16 protein-coding genes and 2 pseudogenes are annotated in these 21,933 nt (G+C 56.0%); 11 read left to right on the top strand and 7 right to left on the bottom strand.

The features are described 5' to 3' along the window. Window positions 1–39 precede the first annotated feature (39 nt). A complete protein-coding gene (locus ACK2JC_RS11145) occupies window positions 40–1,956 on the top strand; it encodes an alpha-amylase (RefSeq protein WP_320936550.1) in 1,917 nt (638 codons plus the stop codon). Between the two features lie 93 nt (window positions 1,957–2,049). Here ACK2JC_RS11145 and ACK2JC_RS11140 read toward each other — a convergent pair whose 3' ends face one another. Both ACK2JC_RS11140 and ACK2JC_RS11135 read right to left on the bottom strand, forming a co-directional pair. After that, window positions 2,050–2,448, bottom strand: coding sequence for a hypothetical protein (locus ACK2JC_RS11140; RefSeq protein WP_227167771.1), 399 nt, complete (start codon window positions 2,446–2,448; stop codon window positions 2,050–2,052). Between the two features lie 124 nt (window positions 2,449–2,572). Further along, window positions 2,573–2,713: a DUF6783 domain-containing protein gene (locus ACK2JC_RS11135; RefSeq protein ID WP_308053817.1), complete on the bottom strand. Its 141-nt coding sequence runs from the start codon at window positions 2,711–2,713 to the stop codon at window positions 2,573–2,575. On the opposite strand from ACK2JC_RS11135, the pseudogene ACK2JC_RS11130 reads away from it, so the two are divergent. Continuing rightward, window positions 2,651–2,794: pseudogene (locus tag ACK2JC_RS11130) on the top strand (DUF6783 domain-containing protein); the annotation flags it as partial. The gene ACK2JC_RS11135 and the pseudogene ACK2JC_RS11130 overlap by 63 nt on opposite strands. Here ACK2JC_RS11130 and ACK2JC_RS11125 read toward each other — a convergent pair. Continuing rightward, window positions 2,731–3,222, bottom strand: a complete 492-nt coding sequence (locus ACK2JC_RS11125) for a hypothetical protein (RefSeq protein WP_320936549.1) — start codon at window positions 3,220–3,222, stop codon at window positions 2,731–2,733. The pseudogene ACK2JC_RS11130 and the gene ACK2JC_RS11125 sit on opposite strands and share 64 nt — an antisense overlap. A gap of 353 nt (window positions 3,223–3,575) precedes the next feature. Between ACK2JC_RS11125 and ACK2JC_RS11120 the strand changes: the two genes are divergently transcribed. Continuing rightward, window positions 3,576–4,781 (top strand): M20/M25/M40 family metallo-hydrolase, encoded by a 1,206-nt coding sequence (locus ACK2JC_RS11120; RefSeq protein WP_331681218.1) that lies wholly within the window; start codon window positions 3,576–3,578, stop codon window positions 4,779–4,781. A 41-nt stretch (window positions 4,782–4,822) separates the two neighbouring features. Here the strand turns inward: ACK2JC_RS11120 and ACK2JC_RS11115 are convergent, their stop codons facing one another. The 4 genes from ACK2JC_RS11115 to ACK2JC_RS11100 form a co-directional block, all read right to left on the bottom strand. Further along, the gene (locus ACK2JC_RS11115) at window positions 4,823–5,821 is read right to left on the bottom strand and encodes a WYL domain-containing protein (RefSeq protein ID WP_320936548.1); all 999 of its coding nucleotides are present in this window, start codon (window positions 5,819–5,821) and stop codon (window positions 4,823–4,825) included. After that, entirely contained in the window at window positions 5,821–7,176 is a 1,356-nt protein-coding gene (locus ACK2JC_RS11110; protein ID WP_320936547.1) for a WYL domain-containing protein, read from the bottom strand. Before ACK2JC_RS11110 ends, ACK2JC_RS11115 begins: the two co-directional genes overlap by 1 nt. A gap of 133 nt (window positions 7,177–7,309) precedes the next feature. Then, entirely contained in the window at window positions 7,310–7,969 is a 660-nt protein-coding gene (locus ACK2JC_RS11105; protein WP_166434569.1) for a GntR family transcriptional regulator, read from the bottom strand. 459 nt (window positions 7,970–8,428) lie between these two features. Then, window positions 8,429–9,634 carry an IS110 family transposase gene (locus ACK2JC_RS11100; protein WP_368282939.1) on the bottom strand — a complete coding sequence of 402 codons (1,206 nt, stop codon included), beginning with the start codon at window positions 9,632–9,634 and terminating at the stop codon, window positions 8,429–8,431. A 306-nt stretch (window positions 9,635–9,940) separates the two neighbouring features. Here ACK2JC_RS11100 and ACK2JC_RS11095 point away from each other — a divergent pair. From ACK2JC_RS11095 to ACK2JC_RS11060, 8 genes and pseudogenes are all read left to right on the top strand, one after another. Further along, window positions 9,941–10,959: pseudogene (locus tag ACK2JC_RS11095) on the top strand (zinc-binding alcohol dehydrogenase family protein). Between the two features lie 130 nt (window positions 10,960–11,089). Beyond that, complete coding sequence (gene pepD, locus ACK2JC_RS11090) at window positions 11,090–12,628, top strand: beta-Ala-His dipeptidase (protein WP_320936545.1); 1,539 nt, start codon at window positions 11,090–11,092, stop codon at window positions 12,626–12,628. Then, the gene (gene pepD, locus ACK2JC_RS11085; protein WP_227167776.1) at window positions 12,613–14,070 is read left to right on the top strand and encodes a beta-Ala-His dipeptidase; all 1,458 of its coding nucleotides are present in this window, start codon (window positions 12,613–12,615) and stop codon (window positions 14,068–14,070) included. Before pepD (ACK2JC_RS11090) ends, pepD (ACK2JC_RS11085) begins: the two co-directional genes overlap by 16 nt. Before the next feature lie 103 nt (window positions 14,071–14,173). Next, window positions 14,174–15,400 (top strand): DUF3798 domain-containing protein, encoded by a 1,227-nt coding sequence (locus ACK2JC_RS11080; protein ID WP_092371882.1) that lies wholly within the window; start codon window positions 14,174–14,176, stop codon window positions 15,398–15,400. A 104-nt stretch (window positions 15,401–15,504) separates the two neighbouring features. Then, window positions 15,505–17,097, top strand: coding sequence for a sugar ABC transporter ATP-binding protein (locus ACK2JC_RS11075; RefSeq protein ID WP_320936544.1), 1,593 nt, complete (start codon window positions 15,505–15,507; stop codon window positions 17,095–17,097). Next, on the top strand, window positions 17,094–18,134 hold the full coding sequence (locus tag ACK2JC_RS11070; protein WP_092371884.1) for an ABC transporter permease subunit: 1,041 nt from the start codon (window positions 17,094–17,096) through the stop codon (window positions 18,132–18,134). The genes ACK2JC_RS11075 and ACK2JC_RS11070 overlap by 4 nt, the downstream gene beginning before the upstream one ends. Next, window positions 18,134–19,318, top strand: coding sequence for an ABC transporter permease (locus ACK2JC_RS11065; RefSeq protein WP_368272040.1), 1,185 nt, complete (start codon window positions 18,134–18,136; stop codon window positions 19,316–19,318). The genes ACK2JC_RS11070 and ACK2JC_RS11065 overlap by 1 nt, the downstream gene beginning before the upstream one ends. A gap of 462 nt (window positions 19,319–19,780) precedes the next feature. Then, the gene (locus tag ACK2JC_RS11060) at window positions 19,781–21,016 is read left to right on the top strand and encodes an RtcB family protein (RefSeq protein WP_107435616.1); all 1,236 of its coding nucleotides are present in this window, start codon (window positions 19,781–19,783) and stop codon (window positions 21,014–21,016) included. Window positions 21,017–21,933: the final 917 nt, after the last annotated feature.

The raw sequence follows: 21,933 nt of genomic DNA, 5'->3' as shown, positions 1-21,933 counted from the left end.
CCGCAGGCCTGGGTCAGCGGATGGAAGATGGAGGCCGGAATGAAGAGCAGGTTTGAGATTGATCAGAGTGAAAAAGGGGAATACCCACTGGGGGCGTGGGCGACAAGGAACGGGATGCATTTTTCGTTTGCGCATCCGGGGGAGAGCTGCGTGTTGGTGCTTTACCGATCCGGCGGGAAAACTCCCCTGGTGAAACTGCCGTTTCCCCGGGAGCAGCGCATGGGGGATGTGTGGAGCGCGGCGGTGGCCGGAGATTTCGCCGGAGTTGAGTACCTCTATGAGGTGGACGGCGAGTTGAAGACCGACCCCTGCGGGCGGCAGTTTTCCGGGCGGGAGCGGTGGGGGGATTTGAAACGTACGGCAGCGCCCCTGCGGGCAATGGCCTTGCCGGAGCCGGAAGCGTTTGACTGGGAGGGGGACCGCCCCCTGGAAATTCCCTATGAGGAATGTATTTTCTATCACATTCACGCCAGGGGCTTTACCCGCCATGCCAGCTCGGGGGTGGAACCCGTTCAGCGTGGGACCTTTCGGGGGATTATGGAAAAGATTCCCTATTTACGGGAGCTGGGCGTGACCACTCTGGTGCTTCAGCCGCCGGTGGAGTTTGAGGAGGTGCTGCGGCCGGAGTGTGTGGACCGGAACCCTTACGGGGTACAGCAACAGGCGGACAAGCTGAACTATTGGGGATATACCCCCGGTCAGATGATGGCTCCCAAGGCGGCCTACAGCTCCGGGGGCGGGAAAGCGCCTGTGAGGGAGTTTAAAGAGCTGGTGAAGGGTCTGCACCGGGCCGGGCTGGAGCTGGTAATTGAACTGTTTTTTGACGGAACGGAGTCCCCTGCGTATGTGCTGGAAGCGGTCCGCTTCTGGGCGCGGGAATTCCACGTGGATGGAATCCGGCTGGTAGGCTATGCGCCGCTGAAGCTTTTGGGCGCAGACCCCTATCTGAGGAGATTGAAGCTTCTGGCTGCCGGATGGGACGGCGCGGACAGTGGAAACGCAAGGCACCTGGCGGAGTGCGGCGAAGGATTTATGCTGGAGATGCGCGGTTTTCTGAAGGGAGACGAGGGTAAGCTGGACAGCGCCGCTTTCTGCATCCGGCACAATCCGGCGAACATAGCGGTTGTCAACTACATGGCGGACATCAACGGTTTTACGCTGATGGATATGGTTTCCTACAACGGCAAGCACAACGAGGCCAACGGAGAGGGCAATCAGGACGGCACCGATTACAACCAGTCCTGGAACTGCGGGGCGGAGGGTGCGACCCGGAAGAAGAAGGTTCTGGCCCTGCGCAGAAAGCAGCTGCGAAACGCGCTTCTCATGCTGTTTTTGAGTCAGGGAGCGCCCATGCTTCTGTCCGGCGACGAGTTTGGGCAGACGAAAAAAGGAAACAACAACTCCTACTGCCAGGACAATGAGATTTCCTGGCTCAACTGGGGACTTTTGAAACACAACGGGGATATCCATGCGTTTGCGAAGGCGGCAATCGCGTTCCGCAGGAGACATCCGGTCTTTCACATGAAACGGGAACCGGCGTTGATGGACTATAAGTCCTGTGGGATGCCGGACGTCTCCTACCACGGCGTGAAGGCCTGGTATCCGGATTTCGACGCTTCCAGGCGTCAGCTGGGGGTGCTGTACTGCGGAGAATACGGAGAACTTCCGGGCGGAGGCCATGACAATTATTTCTACGTGGCTTACAATATGCACTGGACGCCGCAGGAATTCGCGCTCCCCAGCCTTCCGGGGGGCCTGGTGTGGCATCTGGCTGCGGATACGGATGACGCAGAGCAAAACGGGTTTATGCCCGAGGGCCGGGAGCCGCTTTTGGAGGACCAGCGCAGGCTGACCATGCAGCCCAGATCCATCGCGGTGGTGATGGGGAAGCCGGGGGAGAAAGAGAAGGAGAAAGAGAAGCGGGGCGGAAAGAACGTGAAAACAGAGAAACAATAACGAGCGCCCGCAAGCTGTGCCGGCGGCTCATTTATTCAGACAGAGGCAGGCCGGGATGGAATCCCGGCCTGTTGCGGTTTTAGCTGCCGCGGACTACAGGTTGTAGGACTTGTAAAGCCGGGCCCTGACGTCCGGGTCGGACACAGCCAACGCAATGAGATCGGGACGGTTCTCGGCCAGAAGGCGGCTGATCAGGGAGGAGAGCTGCCGTTCCCCGCGCTCAAAGCCCTGCCGGTTTCCGCGCTCAAAGCCTGATTTATCGCCGCGCTCAAATCCACGGGATTCCCCATCCGCAATCAGATCGTCTATCGCTTTACACATGTCAAACTCCTCCTCTCCTCCGGCTTCCTCCATCATCTTCTGAAGGCGCTTCTGCTCGCCCATCATGGATAACAGCGCCAGCTTTGCGGTGCCGTCCATATCCCGCAGCTCGGTGCGGTTTTCCTGGGCGTAGCGGTACAGGGCGGCCTTATCTGACTTATATTTTAGCATACTGAATATCTGTTGTAAATGGGTCCGGAAAATGGAGGGATCGTCCATATTGGCCGCGTTTACCAGGTTTAAGCGGTAGTCCGGTATGTAACCGGCCAGCTCCTGCGCTTCCTCCCCGCCGTCCTTAAGCCCCAGGGTGTGTTTGAAAATTCATTTCCACCATATGCACGCCCCACTTCGCGGCATATTTGGTCCCAATTCGGTCAACGTAGCCCGCTACGCCTCCCTCATCGGGACCAAATCTCCCACAAAGTGTGACGCACATCTGGCGGAAAGCAATTTTCAAACACACCCCAGGAGCTCGTGCAGGCTTGTACCGCCGTCCCAACGGCCGCTTCCCCAGTAGAGCACCAGAGTGACCACCGGCTCCAGCCGGAGTCTGGGGCCGACTCCGGAGAGAAATCCGTCGCCGGAGGGACGTCTGCCCGCCTGTCGGAGCTCCTTCTCCTGAATCTGGACCTGGTCCGCGTAATCCAACGCATCGTAGAGCAGGGAGCGGATCACCATGGCATAGTGAATATTGGCCTGGTTTTCCACCGCGATCACGGCGTACCGGATGCCGTTTTTGACGCGCATGGCAACGTCGCGCCGGCGCTCCAGCACTTTTTTAAAACCCTTGCGGTCCGCGTACAACACGCCCTGACTTCCCTTCACGGGCATCAGATCTTCGGGCCGCAGATACAATCTTCCGCGAAATAATACGCCGTTGCACAGGTCGGAAAAATAGACCGGGTCAGACAGCAGCTTGTTCAGATGTAGATTTTGTTCCGCCATAAATCAATTACCTCCCATGGGGTTCGGGATTTTTGGATTGGTTCTGAATGCGTAGGGCTGCGGGAAGGTCCGCAAGGATCAAAGAAAAACAGAAAATGGATCCGGCAGGTTGCTTCCGCCGGAGTATGATACAGGATATGTTTTTTTATTGTATCACAAATTTCAGATTTGGCAAGTGGCAAACCGCGGATTTTTTCGATTGATTTGTGCGGTGGATATGCGCCGGGCCCGTGTGAAGTGCGGATACGGGGCGGTTACAATAAAAAGAAATACATTATATTTTGCTTTTATTTGTTAATGTGGTAAAATAATGTTTATAAAAAAGACAGATCGTGATACAAAGGAGGAGCACTATGCTGGATCGTCATGCATTGAATTACGTCAACGGTATGGAACAGGAGGCGCTGGAGCTGTTAAAGGAGCTGGCGCAGATACCGGCGCCCTCGGGCAAAGAGGAGCGGCGGGCAGTGTTTTGCAGGGACTGGCTGACGGCCCACGGAGCGGAAGGAGTTTTTATCGATGAGGCCCTGAATGTGGTTTACCCGGTCGGGGTGGAGGAAACGAATCCGGTGGTGGTTTTCGCGGCCCACACGGACGTGGTGTTTCCTGATGAGGAACCGCTGCCGCTGGCAGAGGAGGACGGAGTGATCCGCTGCCCGGGTGTGGGGGACGACACCGCTTGTGTGACAGCGCTTCTGACGGCCGCCCGGTATGTGGCGGAACAGAAGATCCGGCCTCAGGGCGCTGGAATTCTGTTTGTGTGCAACTCCGGCGAGGAGGGATTGGGCAATCTGAAGGGCACCAGGCAGATCTGCAAGGATTATGAGGGGCGTATCCAGGCGTTTATCAGCTTTGACTGCAAGCTGGATGAGTTCATCCACCGCGCGGTGGGGTCCCAGCGCTACCGTCTGCGCGTGCGCACAAAAGGCGGCCACTCTTACTATGCCTTTGGGGAGAAGAATGCAATCGCCGAGCTGGCGGAGATCATCGGCAGGCTCTATAAGATTGAGGTGCCCCACGGCGGAAAGACCACCTTCAACGTGGGTATGATCTCCGGCGGAACTTCGGTGAACACCATCGCCCAGGAGGCGGAAGCGCTGTACGAATTCCGCTCGGACTGCCGTGAAGATCTGGAAATCATGGAAAAGGCGTTTTGCAAGGTGATGGAGGAAGCTGCACAGAGGGAAGGCGTGCAGGTGGAATACGAGGTGGTGGGAATCCGCCCCTGCGCGGGAGGGGGAGACCCGGAGCGCCAGAAGATGCTGGAACACCGTGCATTGTGGGCGGTATATCGGACGCTGGGATATTTCCCAAAGCCCAGAAAAGCCTCCACGGATTGTAATATTCCCATGTCTCTGGGGATTCCCAGCGTTTGCGTCGGCTCCTTTATGGGCGGCGGCGCGCATACCCGCCAGGAGTATCTGCGCGCGGATTCCTTAAAGAGCGGACTTGGGATCGCCCTGGACCTGGTGCTGGGCTACTGTCGGGATGATGATGGCGAGGAGGTCTGGTCGTTGCTTCGGCCGGAAGATGAGGGGGATTCGAAAGCGGAAGCGTAGTTGGCGCGGGGGAGCGGGCGAAAGCGTGACTCCCCCTGCCGTTATTCGGTCATCTCGTAGAACAGCTGGTGCTGCCGTTTCACCCGCGCCCGGATCTGGCGCAGGAAGGATTCCGGCCCCAACACCTGGACCACGGGCCCGAAGGAGAGCACCTCGATGAGTAGCTCCGTCTCGTCGGCCATGTCGTAATAGATGGAGCAGATCCAGGCTTTTTCCTCCTCGTCGTACTCTGTGTGCTTTTCATAGTTGGAAAAATGCAGCATACAGCGCTCCAGAGAGTTGCGCTCCCCGCTGATTTTTAACCGTACCGGTTCCACGGCCTTACAGGAACTGGAAAAGCGCAGCGCGGCAGCCTCGGGCGGCACCGCCCCGCTGCCCGGCACACAGACCTGGATTCGGGCCATGTTTAAAAGGATGGAGCGGGAGAAACGGCCGTGGGAGCGCCGCAGGCAGATCAGGCGGAACTTGTCGTCTTTGGAAGAATATTGCAGCTGGCAGGGAGCCGCCTCAAAGGAGGACCTGCCGTTTTTGGGACCCTGATAGAGAATTTTCAGAGTCCTGTTTTGTTCCAGCGCTTCCAGCACCGCTTGGAAATTCTTCCGGTAAAGCTCCGACGCGTAGTCGTCCCCGTCCAGATAGCGGTCAAAATAATGGAAATCCTCTGGATCATAGAGGGCTTCTGTGTCCCCAAGGGCTTCCGACACCTTCTCCAGCTGGCTGTCCGTGAAAAACAGCCGGACCCGCGGATCGGCCAGAAGGGATTTGAGCCAGGATTTCTGCAGCCCGGTGAGGGGCGGTTTCAGCTGGTCGGGATAATGCAAAACAGGGGCGTAGGTTTTGTCCTCCCGCTGCTCAAACAGCGCCCAGCCGCCATCGGTGAGCTTGGGAACGATGGTGAGCGCGCTTTCGCGGTAGCTGTAGGCGCCGCAGACCGCGTCCATGTCCCGGCGCGTCAGAGGAGCGCGGACGCCCGCCTCCAGCATTCGTCGCACCACATAATAGTAGCGCCCGTATATCTTATCAAACAATTCAGCCGCCATCAGATCTCCTCCCCGCTCTCTTCGCCGTTCCGGCAATACATTTCATACATTTTTTCCCAGTCATATGTGATCTTGGCCACTGCGAAGTGGTTGCTTCCCTGGATGTCCAAAATGCGGCCGGTAAAGGTTTTGACCCAGGAGAGCATCTCGTTGGTGTCAAAAAATGCACCGCTGTAGAGGTATTCATTTTCCCGGATCCGCTGGATTTCCCCGCCCCTGCCCTCCCGGTACAGACGGTCCAGCACATAGGTTTCCGTGGATTCATTTACATAAAATTTAATACAGATTTCCTCCAGACGCCCACTGCCGGAAAAGGAGACGCCCCAGAGCCGGTCCAGATTGCGCTTCAGGAGGTCCTGCTTCCGGCTGTAGTCGGAGTGGATTTCCAGGGGCGTCACATCGCTCATGGAGTCCAGGCGCATATTGGTAAAACGCCGGGTATTTTCCTGGTACAGACACACGTAGCGCCTGCCGGTGCGGGTGCTTACGAAGATTTTGAGGGGCAGGCCCCGGCTCTGGAAAACGTTTCCGGTTCTGCCGCTGCGGTTGGTGAAGGCGATGGCGCGCCCCTGCTTCATGGCTGCCAGCACATCTGAAAGTACCCCATCTTCCAGTGTGTGGACGATGAAATGGTGTTTGAACTGGAAATATTCATTGTCTGTCTCCTCGCGGTCGAGGATGGTGCTGCCGACCACGCCGAAGGGGGCGACTCCCTGGAAAAATTTAACAGCCATCATCAAACGGTCCCAGACAGGGGAAGGAGCGGCCGTTTCCAGCGGGAGCAGAGGGGCCAGCCGGTAACGGAGCTGCTTTTTGTCCTTCACGGCCGACAGCAGACCCAGGGACTCGTATTCCTTTAGCTTGAGCCGCACCGTCTGACTGTCGAAGACCACGCCGTAGTCCGCGCAGATGCGGTCGCAGAGCTCCCCGGCCGTGAGACCGCCGGGGGGTGGGGAGCCGGTCTGTGCCGCCCCGGTCTGTGCCGCCCCAGTCTGTACTGCCCCAGTCTGTGCCATCCCGGCGTTCTCGTTCCCGTCCTCGATCATCTGGTCCAGCAGGAAAAAATGCAGCATCAGATCGTTGTCCGTGAAGCTCTTGGATTTCCAGGCCGTGTAGAGGGGATTCTGGGGGATTTCCTTGCTGTCCACGTTGATGTACACATGCTTGCCCTTGGACGTGTAGTCCGCCCGGGTGTAATCCGCCAGCCAGCTCTCGATGCGGCGGCGCTCATTGTCGTAGGTGCGGGCGCTTTTGCCGTCAAATTCCGTGCGCGCCTTGAAACCGTATATGTAAAACTGCCGCATATAGTCGCGTATGCGGTCAAAATTCTTGATCAATTCCTGAAATTCTGCCATAATCCTCTCTCTTTATCCGACACGTGTCTGAAATGTGTTCCGCCTGAAGGCGGAGCGGGAGGTTCAAACGCGCTTTGTTGATGGCTGCAATGGACCGGCCGCCGGCGCTGCCTGCGGGGAACGCCTCAACGCCTTACGTGTTGAGGAGCAGATCGTCCCGGCTGAGCAGCATCTCGAAGGTGGCGTTTTTGGATTGGAGCAGGTGCTCGTACATGGCCTCGGCGGCGGCTTTCCAGTCCTTTTTTACGCAGGCCTTGACGATGGCCAGGTGTTCGCTGCGGGTGTCCTCCAGCCGCTGTACCGCCCGCTGGCCGGTGATGATTCGGATGCGCTGGTTCTGGTTGTTGATAATTTTAAAATTTTCCTGGATGTAGTGATTGGGCACTGCGTTGTTTAAAAAGTCGTGGAAATTGTCGTCGATGACAAAAAAGTTCTTGGAGTCCCGGGTCAGATCCATGCGCAGGAATTTCTGATAGTAATCCATCAGTACGTTTTCGTCCAGAGTGTATCCGTAGTTCTGAATGCTGTAGGGTTCGAGCAGCAGTCGCAGTTCGAAGAGGTTGTTCACCTCGCTGATGGACAGGCTGGATACAATAATCCCCTTTTTGGGCCGTATGGTAATCAGCCCCTCCTGCTCCAGCCGGCTTAATGCGTCGCGGATGGGCGTCCGACTCACGTTAAATGTTTCACAAAGTATCTCCTCGTTGAGCAGCATACCGGGGGAGTATTCACAGCTGATGATTTTCTCCTTAATGTTATTGTATGCCTGGGACTTCAAGCTTTTTTTCGTCATATTGGATAACGTCTCCTTCCAAAATATTGGATACATCTATAGTTCCATTATAGTAAAAAAATTGGTAAAAGCCAAGGGCGGAGCGAGAAAAATGTATGTGGGCGCCAGATTGGAAATGGTGATGAATACAATAAAATAACGCATTTGACAGGAAAAACAACGATATGCCTGATTGTAATTGGGGAAAAACGTAAAAATTAGTAAAAAGTTATAAAAATAACAAAGACAAAACCGGAAAATAGGATAATATTTAAATACAATATTGACAAAGAACTGCAAATATTATAAATTATGATGTATACAACAGGCGGAACCGCCGGTTGGAAGTATTGTGAATTTGAGCCTGCAAATAAAAAGTCAATAGGAAAATGAGAAATTTTCAAGATTTATTGTTGATTAAATTTCAGGTACAACAAATAGACCACCGTTATCCGCTGGTCTGAAAGGATGCGGTATTCTCTATTCTGGAAGAGACATTAGATATTCTTTTACCCTTCCGTAATAGATACGCAGAAACTTATTAGCGCCTGCAGTCATGTAGACATAGTAAGGCTTTCCCTGAGCACGTTTCTTATCAATAAACGCATATACAGGGTCGTCCTGCGGTTTTGTTTTGATGAGACAGTCCATGACCTGAAATAAGGTTTTTCGGAGGGAAGATGAGCCGCGTTTGGAGGTTGGAACGCTTTTTTGTTCATAGGTTCCGGATTCATTGACACCTGGGTCTACACCAGCAAATGCAGTGATAGCGCCCTTGTGGGTAAAGCGTGTGACATCTCCGATTTCAGCCATAAGCTGAGGACCAAGAGACGGGCCAACACCCTTCATCCCCATAACAACGGGATATTCAGGCAGCTTGGCGGCTGTGTCATTCATCAGGGTACGGAGTTCTTCCACGGTTCTGGAAGCAGTGTTTAATTGTTCTATGGACTGTTTCACGATCAGCTTGGTTAGATCATCTTTTGGAAGTATAGGAACAAGCTCCTTTGCGGCCCCATAGATTTCTTCAGCCTTGTCTTTGCTGAAGTTGTACTTCCTGCGTTTGCACCACTTCTGATAATGGTCGACAAATGCATTTAATGAAAGTTTACGAACACAGTCCACATGCCAGTATGTAGTAGCAAAATCAACCCACTTCTGGCTGCCGTCCTCACGGGCAGGGCTATCAAAGTAAGTATTAACACCAGGGTAAGTCTGATCGAGGATACCGATGAGGTTATTCTTCATAGCTGTTTTGTGTTTCATGTAGAAGCCAAACTGACGGTTCATGGTCTTTAATTGATTGCGTAGTTCGTCCATAAGACTATACTGTTTCAATTCCGTCCAACTGTCAAGGGTGTAACGAGCTATTTTTACAGAGTCAGCTTTATCAGATTTTACTTTGCGGAGGGAATGAGCTCCAAAATCTTTAATGAGCTTAGGATTTACGGCAGTTACAAAAAGACCTGCCAGAGAAAGCTCACGAGCCAGTGGTTCGTAGTAACGGCCAGTATGTTCCATAACGATGCGTGATTCACCATCGATTGATCGGATCTGCGCAATTAAGGATTGGATGTTACTGGAAGTGTGCTTGATTTCAAAGGGAGAAGAAACGATTTCTCCATAAGGTCGTAGAATGGCGACCATACTTTTCCCTTTGGAAACATCAATACCAACAGCGTTCATGTTCATAAATTTGTCACTCCTAAAGAATATTGCAATAGATAAGTACCAGTTTTACTCATTGCCTATTCAATCTACTGTGGTGTGACACGAACGTACCAAAGGCAGTTCAACCTGCATAAAACGAACGCTGCAAATGAGGAGCTGGTTATCAGTCTCAAATACGGACGCGAAGTCCAAGAAAGGAAGCCGATATACCGATTGCTCCAACATTGTAACAGCTTAAGCAACAAGATGGATAATTCCTTACTGGCTGTAAGGGATATTAACCATAAATATATTGTAGTAGAAGAAGGAGCTAATGCCACTATGAAAGCTGTGTTTATTGAGAACCCCGGCAAGGCGGTGATAAGGGACATCCCGCGCCCGGCCAGAAAGCCCGGAGAAGCCCTGTTAAAGCTGCTTTACGGGGGGATTTGCGGAAGCGATCTGGGCTCGTACCGGGGGACGTTTGCATATTTTTCCTATCCCAGAACGCCGGGACATGAATTTTCCGCGGAGATTGTGGAGATCGACGAGAACGACCGGGGGCTAAAACCGGGCATGGTTGTTGTATGCAACCCATATTTTAATTGCGGGGAGTGTTATTCCTGCAAACACGGCCTTGTGAACGCCTGTATGAGCAACCAGACCATGGGCGTGCAGCGCGAGGGGGCGTTTTCGGAATACATTACCATGCCGCTGGAACGTATTTACGACGGAAAAGGGCTGGAACCCATGGTGCTGGCCATCATCGAGCCGCTCTGCATCAGCTACCACGGCGTAAAGCGGGCCGGTGTGAAGGGCGGGGACAAGGTGCTGATCGTGGGCGCGGGAACCATCGGAATCCTGGCCGCGGTGGCGGCGAAGCAGAAGGGGGCTGAAGTATACATCGCAGATGTGTCCCGGGTGAAGCTGGATTACGCCAGGGAATTCGGCGTGGACGGCGTGGTGCTGGCAGACGGGCCGGAGACCTATGAGCGGGCGGTGAAGGAGATCACGGGGGAAATGGATTCGACGTGACTATTGAGGCCGTGGGGCTTCCCTCCACCTTCCAGAACTGCATCGATGCGGCGGCGTTCGGAGGACGGATGGTGCTCATCGGTGTGGGCAAGGAAAACCTGGATTTCAACTTTACCATGATCCAGAAAAAGGAGCTGAACGTGTTCGGTTCCCGCAACGCATTGAAGCCGGATTTCCTGGAGCTGATCGATCTGGTGAAGGAGGGGAAGATACCGCTGAAAAAGATCATCACCGACGTCTACAAGTTCGACCAGGCGCCCAGGGCGTTTCAGGAGCTGAACGAGAACGCGGGACGGATGTTAAAGGTGATGATTGACTTTACGTGACAGGGAAACATGTAATTTACAGTATCGCCGGAACAGTAGAATGGCGAAGGAGAGGAACGGCATAACAGCCACAGGCGTCTTGCCGCCCGGAGCGGGAAAGGCGCGGTATGGATGGATCAGGAGGTACAGTATGCAGGAAGTTCTAAGAGGATTGGAGCCGGAGCGGGTATTCTGGTGGTTTGACCGGATTGCCCAGATTCCACATAGCTCGGGGCGGGAACAGGTATTGAGCGATTACATAAAGGAATATTTCCAAAAACTGGGGTTTCTCGTGACTCAGGACCAGCACTGGAATTTAGTCATCCGCAAGCCCGCCACGGCGGGGTATGAACAGGCCCCGGCCGTGATCCTGGAGGCTCATCTGGACATGGTGTGCGAGAAGGAGGCGGACAGCGGATACGATTTCGACAGAGATCCGATCCGCGTCCTGCGGGACGGCGACCGGTTGTATGCGGACGGAACCACCCTGGGGGCGGACAACGCCACGGGCGTGGCCTTTGCGCTCAGCATTCTGGAGTCGGAGACAGCGGTCCATCCTGCGCTGGAGGTGGTGCTGACCACCGGCGAGGAGGCCGGGCTGACCGGGGTGAAGCAGCTGGATTTCGACTCCCTAAAGGGCCGGGTGGTGATGAATCTGGATTGCAGCGACGAGGGAATCGTGGTGGGCTGCGCCGGAGCCTCGGTGGTCCGGCTGGAGCTTGCGGGAGAGTTTGAGCGCACCCGCAGAGAGCAGCAATTCTACGAGTTGCGGGTGTCCGGGCTTTTGGGCGGGCACTGCGGGCTGCACATCGGCCTGGGACGAGGCAACGCCAACGTGATTCTCGGGCGGGCGCTGGACGCGGCGTCCCGCACAGGCGGTTTCTGCCTGGCCCGGGTGGAGGGCGGAACCCAGAACGGGGCCATCTGCCGGGAGGCAAAGGCTGTGTTCGCGGTGGAACAGGGGGACATGACAGCGGTGGAACAGGCTGTGGCGGAATGCACACAGGAGCTAAAGCATGAGCTGGCGGGTATTGACCCGGGATTGGAGATTGAACTAGAAAAAATACCCAGAGAAACCGCCGTATTATCCCAGGAGGACAGCGCGGCTTACGTGAGCCTGATCAATTTGCTGCCGTCGGGCGTGCTGGAAATGGAGCGGGACGATGAGGGGGAAGCGGAAGAACCGTCCGCCCTGCGTCTCACCATGAACCGTCTCCCGGAAACCTCCTGCAACATCGGTATGGTTTATATGGAAGGGAGCCGGATCTGCATTCACTGCAACTGCCGCAGCAGCTACGGCAGCAAGAAGCGCTGGCTGCAGGAGAAATGCCGCCTCCTTGCCGCCTGCCACGGGCGGACGGCGTATTCGGTGCTGACCGATTACCCGGAGTGGGAGTTTAACCCGGACAGCCGTCTGGCCCGGCTGATCTGCCGGGAGTACCGGGCGCAGACGGGGGAGCCCCTGCTGGTGGAGCGCTCCCACGGGGGCAACGAGTGCGGCACATTCAGCAAACGGCTTCCCGGGGCGGATATCGTGTGCATGGGGACGAAGATCCACCACGCCCACTCGCCCAGGGAATGGGTGGGCATCGATGTGATTCAGAAGGAATACCGTCTGCTGCTGGGCGCGCTGAGAGCGATGAAGGATTATGAGAGACAGGAGGATAAGAGCCAATGTACGAGTGTTTAAAAGGGCTGGAGCCTGCGAGGGTGTTTGAGCTGTTCGGGGAGCTGTGCCGGATTCCCCACGGTTCTAAAAACGAGAAGGCGATCAGCGATTATATCTGCCGGTTCTGCGAGGACCGGGGGCTGGAGGTCTGGCAGGACGAGGCGTACAACCTGATCATCAAAAAGGACGCCACACCGGGTTATGAAAATGCCCCCACGGTCATTCTCCAGGCCCACCTGGACATGGTGTGCGAGAAAAATGCCGGAACGGATCATGATTTTACCAAGGACCCCATCCCGGTTCTACGGGACGGCGACCGCATCTACGCGGATGGAACCACTCTGGGAGCGGACGACGGCACGGGCGTGGCCTTCGCCATGGCGGTGCTGGAGGCGGACGACATTCCCCACCCACGCCTGGAGGTGGTGCTGACCGCGGACGAGGAAGCAGGGATGAGCGGAATCAAGGCCATCGACTTTTCGAAGATTACGGGCCGGGTGATCGTTAATCTGGATTGCAGCGACCAGGGCATCGTGGTGGGCTGCGCCGGTTCCGCGGTAATCCGCCTGGAGCTGCCGGTGGAGCGCGAGGCGGTCCCGGGCAACTGGGAGTGCGGGGAGCTTCAGATCCGCGGCTTAAAAGGCGGCCACAGCGGCCTGGATATCACCAAGGAGCGGGGAAATGCCAACGTGCTGCTGGCCAGAATCCTTTCCTCACTGGCGGAGACCTGCCGGGTGCGGATGGGCGGCTTTCACGGCGGACTTCAGACCAACGCCATCTGCCGGGAGGCGGAGGCGAAGATCGCATTTCCGGCGGAACGCCGGGGGGAGGTGGAAACCTGCCTTGAGGAGTGGGAGCGCATTCTGAAAAAGGAGTTTAAGATCAGCGACCCGGACGTGCGGGTCGTACTGGCGGAACCGGCCGGGGGCTGGGGTATGCTGACGCTGGAGAGCCAGGAGAAGCTGTTGGACGCCATGTTGAATATTGACTGCGGCGTGATCGCCATGAACGCGGAGGTTCCGGGAGTCCCTGAGACCAGCGGCAACATCGGCGTGGTGACCACGGAAAGCGGGAATGTGGTGATCCGCACCCTGTACCGCAGCTGCTACGACAGCAAAAAGCAGTACGTGGTGGACAAGAACCGCCGTCTGGCCCGCCTGCTGGGAGCGGAATTTTCCGTGGAATCCAGCTCGCCAGAGTGGGAGTACAAGGCGGACAGCCGATTAAGCGCCCTGATCCAGAGAATCTATGAGAAACGGTTTGGTAAAAAGCTGGCGGTGGAGGTGTCCCACGGGGGCAACGAGTGCGGCGCGTTTTTCAAGGCGTTTCCGGACGCGGACATCGTCTGCACGGGAACTCAGATCATAGGAGCCCACACGCCGGATGAGAGCGTGCTGGTCAGCATCGTGCAGAAGGAGTGGGAGATGCTCTGCCTGACCCTGAAGGGGATGCTGGAGTATTAGGCGAAGGCCGGCGGCCGGGCAGCGTTGCAGCCGCCGGAAGTAGAACAGTTTAAAGCGGCGAAAGGCCGTTTTGATAAAAAGAAGAAAAAACGGAGGAAAAAACATGAAAAAAGCATTATCACTGGTATTAGCTGCAGCAATGACACTGTCTCTGGCAGCCTGCGGCTCCTCGGGCGGCAGCACACAGGCGCCTGCGACCACACCGGCCCAGACCGAGGCCGGCTCCAAGGCTGAAGGCGGAGAGAGCCAGGCGGGAAGCGAAGCGGCAACCGAGGCTCCGGCGGCCAACTTTAAGATCGGCATCCTGACCTCCACGGTCTCCCAGGCCGAGGAGGAGTACCGCGCGGCCGAGGCCGTAAAGGAAAAATACGGCGATATGATTATCCACCAGACCTTCCCGGACAAGGCGGCCAGCGAGCAGGAGACCACCATCTCCATCGCCCTGTCCCTGGCGGCCGACCCGGATGTGAAGGCCATTATCTGCAACACCGCTATGGAAGGAACTGCGGCGGCAATGGAAAAGGTGCGCGAGAAACGCCCGGACATCCTGCTGTTAGCAGGCGTTCCCAGCGAGTCCCCGGACGTGATCTGTGCGGCTGCTGACCTTGTGTTCCATCCCGACGTTGCCAACATGGGCACCGCGGTTGCGGAAGCAGCCGCTGAGATGGGCGCTACCACGGTGGTGCACTATTCCTTCCCCCGCCATATGGCGCAGCCCTTAAACATTGCCCGTCACGACAACATGAAGGCAAAATGTGAGGAGCTGGGACTGAAGTTTGTGGACGGAACCTCCCCCGACCCCATGAGCGACGCCGGAATCGCTGCAACCCAGCAGTATATCCTGGAGGATGTGCCGCGTAAGGTGGAGGAGTACGGAGCCGACACCGCGTTCTTCGGAACCAATGCGGGGCAGCAGGAGCCCATGTGTAAGGCCGTGTTCGAGGCCGGAGCCATTTACCCCATGCCCGACAACCCCAGCGTGTTCTACGCCTTCCCCGGTGCACTGGGAATCGAGGTGCCGGAGGATCACAAGGGCGATGTGGACTACATGAGAGATCAGATCAGCGCCAAGCTGGCTGAAAACAACATGACGGGCCGCATGGGCGCATGGAGCGCTCCCATGCACACCATGTTCATCAACTGCGCGGTTCAGTACGCCATGGATTACTGCAACGGCACCTTTACCGAGCGCGCGGACATGGAGCATTTCACGCAGATTTTCTCTGACTTCGCAGGCGGCGACGTGAGCGTGCGGGTGTACGAGGACATCGAGAGCGGAAAGACCTATGACAACTTCTTCGTGGTGCTGGGTAAGTTCATCACCCTGTAATAAAACGGCAACAGAGTAAAAACAGGAGATTGCCTTCCGGCCGGAAGGCAGTCTCCGCGTTTGAGGCAGTTAATGTACGAATCGGAAAAGAAAGAGGGTTTTATATGGCCAAGCAGGCGCTCCTCCATTTTAAAAATGTAAAGAAAAGCTTCTCGGGAAATGTAGTGCTGTCCGGCGTGGATTTTGAGATCTTCCCGGGACAAATCGTGGCGCTGGCAGGTGAAAACGGGGCCGGCAAGTCCACGCTGATGAATATTTTATTTGGAATGAATGTGATACAGGAGACCGGCGGTTACGAGGGGGAGATCATTTTTGAGGGGAAACCCGTGAAAGTCCAGTCCCCGGAGGACGCCATGGCGCTGGGAATCGGCATGGTACACCAGGAATTTATGCTGCTGCCGGGTTTTACGGTGGCGCGCAACATTAAGCTGAACCGGGAGAACGTTAGACCCAACCTGGTGAGCCGGGTGGCGGGAAAACGGTTCGAGCTTCTGGACAATCCCCGCATTGTGGAGGAGGCGTCCGGAGCCCTTCACAAACTTGGAATGGAAATCAATCCGGAAGTGACGGTTGACAAGCTTCCGGTGGGACATATGCAATTTGTGGAAATTGCCAGGGAGATCGACAAGAGCAATTTAAAGCTTCTGGTTCTGGATGAGCCCACCGCCGTGTTGACGGAGAGCGAGGCGGAGCGGTTCCTCAAATGTATCCGCCAGGTGGCGGACGAGGGCATCGCGGTCATTTTCATCAGCCACCGGCTGGACGAGGTGATGACCCTGGCGGACTCCGTGGTGATTCTGCGGGACGGGCAGATGGTATTTGACGAGAAAACGAAGAATACCAGCAAGAACCAGATCGCGGAGCTGATGGTGGGCCGCAAGCTGGAGGCGGACAGCATGATCAATGTGAACCGCAGCTTTGAGAACAGCGATATTATCCTGGACATTGAGCACCTGAGCGTGAGTATGCCCGGGGAGCGGACGAAGGACGTGTCCTTAAAGGTGCGCAGAGGGGAAATACTGGGCATCGGCGGTCTGGCGGGCCACGGCAAGACCAGTATTTCCAATGGTATTTTCGGCATGTATCCGGCCAGGGGCAAGGTGCGCTATAACGGGCAGGAGCTGGCCTTTACCCGGGTGGGCGAGGCATTGAACAAGGGCATGGCCTTTGTGTCCGAGGACCGCAAGGGAGTGGGCCTGCTGTTGGACGAATCGATCGCCCTCAATATGGTCTATACAGATATGAAGGTGAACCGGAGGTTTCTGAAAAAGTATGGATTTTTCAGCCTGTTTGACGGTAAGAGCGCGGAGAAGACCGTGGAGGAGATGATCGGGGAGCTGGATATCCGCTGCACCGGCTCCAAACAGCTGGTGGGGCGGCTCTCGGGCGGCAACCAGCAGAAGGTCTGCATGGCCCGGGCGCTGATCACCAAGCCGGATCTGCTGTTCGTGTCCGAGCCCACCAGGGGAATCGACATCGGGGCCAAGCAGATTCTGCTGAATTACCTGGTGAAGATCAACAAGGAGCTGGGGATCACCATTGTGATGACCTCCAGCGAGTTAAATGAGCTGCGCACCATCTGCGACCGGATCGCCATCATCGGCTCCGGTGTGGTTCAGGGAATACTGAAACCCGACGCCCCGAATGTGGACTTTGCGCTGCTGATGTCGGGAGAAAAAGGAGGAGACCCATCATGACCGCTGTTAAGAATTCACTGAAATCCTTCGGATTTCCGCGCCTGATCATCATGGCGTTCCTGCTTCTTCTGATTATGATGATGTTTGTGCTGGGAATTCCGGCGCCGTTGACATTTTCCCAGTGCATCGTCCGGGTGGGCATCAATATGATCCTGTCCCTGGCTATGGTGCCGGGCATCATGGCGGGCACGGGCATGAACTTCGCGCTGCCCCTGGGGATCGAGTGCGGGCTGTTGGCCGGTATGATCAGTCTGCAATACAACATGACGGGCGTGGGCGGCATTTTTATCGCAATGGCTATCTCCGTGCCCTTCAGCGTGGCGGCGGGCTGGGCCTACAGCCAGCTGGTGAACCGGGTGAAGGGAAGCGAGATGATGGTGTCCACCTACATCGGATTTTCGGTGGTGGCTCTGATGTGTATCGGATGGCTGATCCTGCCATTTAATCATCCTTCCATCGTCTGGCCCATCGGTGACGGGCTGCGGACCACCATCACCCTGGAAGCCTGGTATGACCGGGCGCTGAACAATCTGTTCGCCTTTAAGGTGTTTGGGGTGGAGATTCCGGTGGGGCTGATCCTGGTGATCGGACTGTTCTGTTTCCTCATCTGGCTGTTTATGAGAAGCCACCTGGGGCTGATGATGAAGGCGGCGGGCTCCAATCCCAATTTCGCCCGCAGCAACGGCGTGAAGGTGGACAATATGCGCACGATGGCGACCATTCTCTCCACTGTGCTCGGCGGTATCGGCATCATCATTTACGCCCAGGGCTTCGGATTTTACCAGCTCTACAACGCGCCTTTGATGATGGCGTTTCCGGCCATCGCGGCGGTGCTGATCGGAGGGGCGACTCCCAGCCGTATCTCTATCTTCAACGTGGTGCTGGGAACCATTATGTTTCAGAGTATGCTGACCATCGCTACACCGGTGGCCAACAGCCTGATTCCTGAGGGCAACCTGTCCGAGGTGGTGCGCACCATCGTCAGCAACGGCATCATTTTATATGCCTTATCCCGTATGCAAGGAGGGAAACGATAATGGGGAATGAGAAAAAACACAAAGCAGGGGTCTTTCTGGAAAAGCTCCTGATCAACAACGCCGTGACCATCCTGTTCTGCATCATCTGCGTGGCGGGCATTATTTTGGCAAAACAGCCCTTGTCCTTTATTGTGGGGGAGATTTCCACGCGTCTGTTCCGCAATCTGATTCTGATTCTGGCTCTGCTGGTGCCGGTGTGGGCGGGCATGGGACTGAACTTCAGCATTGTGCTGGGGGCGATGTCGGCGCAGATCGGGATCATTGTGGCCACCAATTTCTCGGTATCCGGGTTCGCCTGCCTGATGGTGTCCTTTATCGTGAGCATTCCGCTGTCGCTGCTGTTCGGCAATCTGACCGGGCGTCTGTTCAATCAGACCAAGGGGCAGGAGATGATCACCGGTATGATTCTGGGATTTTTTGCCAAGGGGATTTATGACCTGGTGTTTATGTTTTTGTGCGGGCCGGTGATTCCGATTAAAAACCAGACGCTGCTTCTGACCAATGGGATCGGTCTGACGACGCCCATTAACCTGGAGGCGGATACGAAAGGGGCTATTAATAAGATGTGGTCCATGTCGCTGGATCAGGCGATTGGGTGGGGCTTGATTGTCCTGCTGGCGGTTCAGGCGGCGGTGCTGGCGTATAAGATTGGCGTGAAGCGTGAGAAAATACGCTGGGCGGGGCAGTACAAGCTGTATTTGACCGCGGCGCTTCTGGCCGCGTTTAAGGTTCTATGCGCTGCGTCGAAGACGGTGCTGTTTGCGCTGCAGTTTACGGATGTGCCGGTGGTGACGGCGATTATGATTTCCACGCTGCTGGCCGGATTGGGGCAGTTGACTTTTATTCAGGATATCGGCAATTTTACGACGTATACGGCACATGAGAACGTGGGCACGTTTGCGATTGCGGCGCTGCTGGTGGGCGGAGCTTCGATTAAAAAGGCGACCATCGGGCAGGCGGTGCTGGGGGCGCTGCTGTTCCATACCATGTTTATTATTTCGCCGATTGCGGGTAAGAATCTGTTTGATAATGCGCAGCTGGGAGAGTATTTCAGGGTGTTTGCGTGTTATGCGGTTATCGCGGTGGCGCTGGCGCTGCATGCGTGGAAAACGGTTACGGCAAAGCGGGTGGATGATAGTGAGAGCGAGGCGTTGGAGGAGAAGGAGGCGCAGAGGGCGGCGTGATGCATCCGTTCGTGAGAGCCAGAAAAGCGGAGCCGGAGGCTCCTGGTTTCCGCGGCTAGGATAGACTAAGGCGCCGGGGGCCGGAAAAGACGGGCACTGCTCCGAGCTCCGGCGCAGGCCTGATGCCTGCCCCTCCGCCTCCGCTTTCTCCGGGCGTTGTACGCCCTGCGAAATCCCGCCTTTTCCGGCCCCCGCCGCCTAAGTCTATCCAAACCGCTCCAAATGTCGCCTCCAGCCCCGCTTTTCTGGCTCTCACCCGCTGGGGGGTGGAGAGGGCCGGTGGGGATTGGGACGAAATTGCTGGTGTTTATGGTTTATGAAGAAATAAGAGTCTCTGCTTCCGGGAGTTTTCTGGAAGCGGGGACTTTTTTGAGTTCGCAACTTTTTTTAGATGATTTTACCAGTTTGATCCGCTATGATGTAGGCATAACAGATTTGAGAGAGAGAAAGGAAGTGAATGGCATGTTTGTCATGTTTGAGAAGGAAGAGTTTAAGGTTCCGGTCAGGGTTTGGCTGGAGGGACCGGGGGTGTTGGAGGAGAGTTGTCTGGAACAGGCGCGCCATTTGGCTAAGCTTCCTTTTTTGCATAAGTGGGTTTGCTTGATGCCGGATACCCATGCGGGGATGGGGATGCCTATCGGCGGGGTGATTGCCACGGAGGATGTGGTGATTCCCAATGCGGTGGGCGTGGATATCGGCTGCGGGATGGCTTATACGGAGACGAATATTCCGGTAAAGGAGATTCGGCAGGTGATGACCGGGAACGGGAATCTGGTGCAGGCTATGATCGGCGATATTATGCGGAATGTGCCGGTGGGATTTGCACATCACAAGATGATGATGCCGTCTTATACGATGGACTGCGCTTTTGAGGAGATGGATCGGTATGAGCAGGACGCCGAGCTTTTGGGACAGCTGGAGGCGGGGTATTATCAGATCGGGACGCTGGGCGGCGGGAATCATTTTATTGAGCTGCAGGAGAGCGATGACGGGTTTTTGACGGTGATGGTTCATTCGGGGTCCCGGCATTTTGGGAAATCGGTTTGCGATTATTTCCATTTTAAGGCAAGGGAGCTGAATAAACGGTGGTACAGCCAGGTGCCGGATGAGTACCGGCTGGCGTTTCTGCCTACGGACAGCAGCGAGGGGAAACGGTATCTGGACTGGATGAATTTGTCCATGGATTTTGCCAAGGAGAACCGGGAGAAGATGATGTTGGCGGTGAAGGCGATTCTTGAGAAATGGATCGGGAAGTATACGGATTTTGAGCTGACATTTTCCGGGGATATCAACTGCCACCACAATTATGCGGCGCTGGAGAACCACTATGATAAGAATGTGTGGGTGCACCGGAAAGGGGCGGTACGGGCGAGAAACGGCGAATTGGCCGTGATCCCCGGGGCCATGGGCTCCTACAGCTATGTGGTGATGGGGAAGGGAAACCCGGAGAGCTTCTGTTCTTCTTCTCATGGGGCGGGCAGACGGTATTCCCGCAAGGGCGCGATGTCTGCGTTCAGCTGTGAACAGGTGATCCAGGATTTGAATACCCAGGGCGTGGTTCTTGGAAAGAAGAATAAGAGCGACGTGGCGGAGGAGAGCCGGTTCGCCTATAAGGACATTGAGACGGTGATGAAGGATCAGACGGATTTGGTGGTGCCGGTGAAACGGTTAAAGACCATCGGTGTGGTCAAGGGCTAGTACATCGTCCATTAAATAACTACCCTCTTCGCTGGCCTGATTTTCCGATAGCACAGGTGCAAAAGCCTCAACGTAGCCCGCTACGCCTACGTTTTTGCACCTGCACTCTCGAAAAATCATTCTCAGCGAATAGTGCAGTTATTTAATTTACGATGTACTAGGCGGCCGGAAGGCTGCGGTTTGAGGTGATATAAAGGAAACTTTATATAAATGGTGGCTGAGACGAACGTTTCCAGCTGCCGCGGGCGGGCTGCTCTTGAGGCGTAGGGTTTTCCGGTTGGCGGAGCCCTTGCGGTGCCGCAGGCGTTTGCCGGGCGGTATACCGGTGGTCCGGGCCAAGATAATGATTTGTCGTGGGTTCAAATCCCACCATGTTTGAGGACATGTAGCTAAGTGGTATAGCAATCATCTAACAAAACGCTGGCATTGCGTAAATGCCGACAACCAGGGAAATGGAACTGCCTTCGCTCCGGCTTAGACCCGGCAGCCGCAAAGCATTTGCTCTGCGGGGACCTGGGGAGAGCGGTCCGCGGGACGGCCAGCGCCGGTACGGATACCGGCTGCCGAATCGAGGCGGAATGGGTGGGGGAATTGTGAGGACAGGAGTGCAGGGCGGGAAAACGCCCGGGGGACCGGATGGAGCTTGTGGGCGGGAAACTGCCCGGGGCCCTGGACGGGGCTCTCTGGGCGGGGAAACCGCCGGAATTGCTCCCTCAATTCTCCTCCCTCTACCCGGAAACGGAGCCTGAAGTGCCGGCCCCCGGCCTGCGGATGGGGCGGGGCAGGGATATTTTCCAACATATTTATAGAAATGGTTGTGAATTGTAAACAGGAAATGGATCGCAGCGGCCAGGCGCGGGACGGCGGGAGACGCCGGGCGCGCCGGTGAGATGGGAATTTGCCGCTGTGGAGTTTTA

Origin of the sequence: Enterocloster lavalensis, assembly GCF_046603895.1 — a bacterium.
In the GTDB taxonomy this organism is placed as follows: Bacteria; Bacillota; Clostridia; order Lachnospirales; family Lachnospiraceae; genus Enterocloster; species Enterocloster lavalensis.
The sequence above is the reverse complement of the archived record's forward strand: the minus strand, read 5'-3'. Positions and strand labels throughout refer to the sequence as shown.